The sequence below is a fragment of the Ruegeria sp. AP12 genome (assembly GCF_056540025.1).
In genome coordinates, this window is record NZ_JBQFVZ010000143.1 from 1 (window position 1) to 894 (window position 894).

Annotated in this window: 1 protein-coding gene; it reads right to left on the bottom strand. The window is 60.7% G+C overall.

Going from position 1 to position 894, the window contains the following annotated elements; genetic code table 11:
- On the bottom strand, window positions 1–791 hold a 791-nt coding region (locus ACR0E6_RS21850; protein ID WP_480587268.1), incomplete at its 3' end, for a sigma 54-interacting transcriptional regulator.
- Between the last annotated feature and the right edge of the window lie 103 nt (window positions 792–894).

An 894-nucleotide genomic window follows, 5' to 3' on the forward strand; every position in this document is an offset into this window, starting at 1 on the left:
CAACCCAGACGCGCTCGGTGGCGCAAAGGGGGCAGAGACAATGTGGCCCCCACAATCCGGTGCAGCAGATCTTCGCGCAGACCGCCCTGTAATCCCGCCGGGGGCTGCCGGCATGAGGCGATGATCCTCAGATCAGCCCGCCGCTCAAGCACTGCCAAAAGAGAGGCCTGCGCAGGCTCGCTCAGGTCTTCAACGCCGCGCAGAAACAGTGTGCTGGGTTCGATACCATGGCAGAAATTGAATGTTGGCGTGTCGCAACAGATCACGGTGTGGAAATCCTGTGTCGCAGGATCAGCCATATGGATCGCGCGCGCCAGCTTGGTCTTGCCCGTCCCGCTTTCACCGGTCAGCAAAAGCGGCAGATTGGTCGGCGCAAGACGCGCAGCTTTGTTCAAAAGTTGCTGAAGGCCCGCATCCGGCCCTGCAAAGCTCCCAAGGGCACCAGGCAGAACCTTTTCCCGTTTGCGCAGAGCTGCCGTCATCTGCGGCGTCTGTGGAGCAACGGCATGACCATAGAGCGCGCGCCCATCCTTGAGGTGTAGAACGCGGTCTTCGGACGGTCTGCCGCGCATGAACTCGGGCATGTCATCAACACTGATTTCAAGCCACTCCTGCAATTGCGACCCGATCAGGTGACCCGAACCGTCCGGGTCCAGCGCACGTCGGGCCCCCGAGGTCATACCGATGATCTTGCCGCCTCCGTCCACTGCAACCGCCGCTTCGGGATCGACCTCAAGAAATTCAGGGCTGGCTGAAAAGCGCAGGACCCAATCACGCCGCGTCGATGCCATCAGGTTTGCCATCTCGACGCGACGGGCGGAGTTCGTCACCAATGTCATGGCCAGATTTTGCGACGCCTTTGGTGAGGGTCCACGCAACAATGACACATCCAGA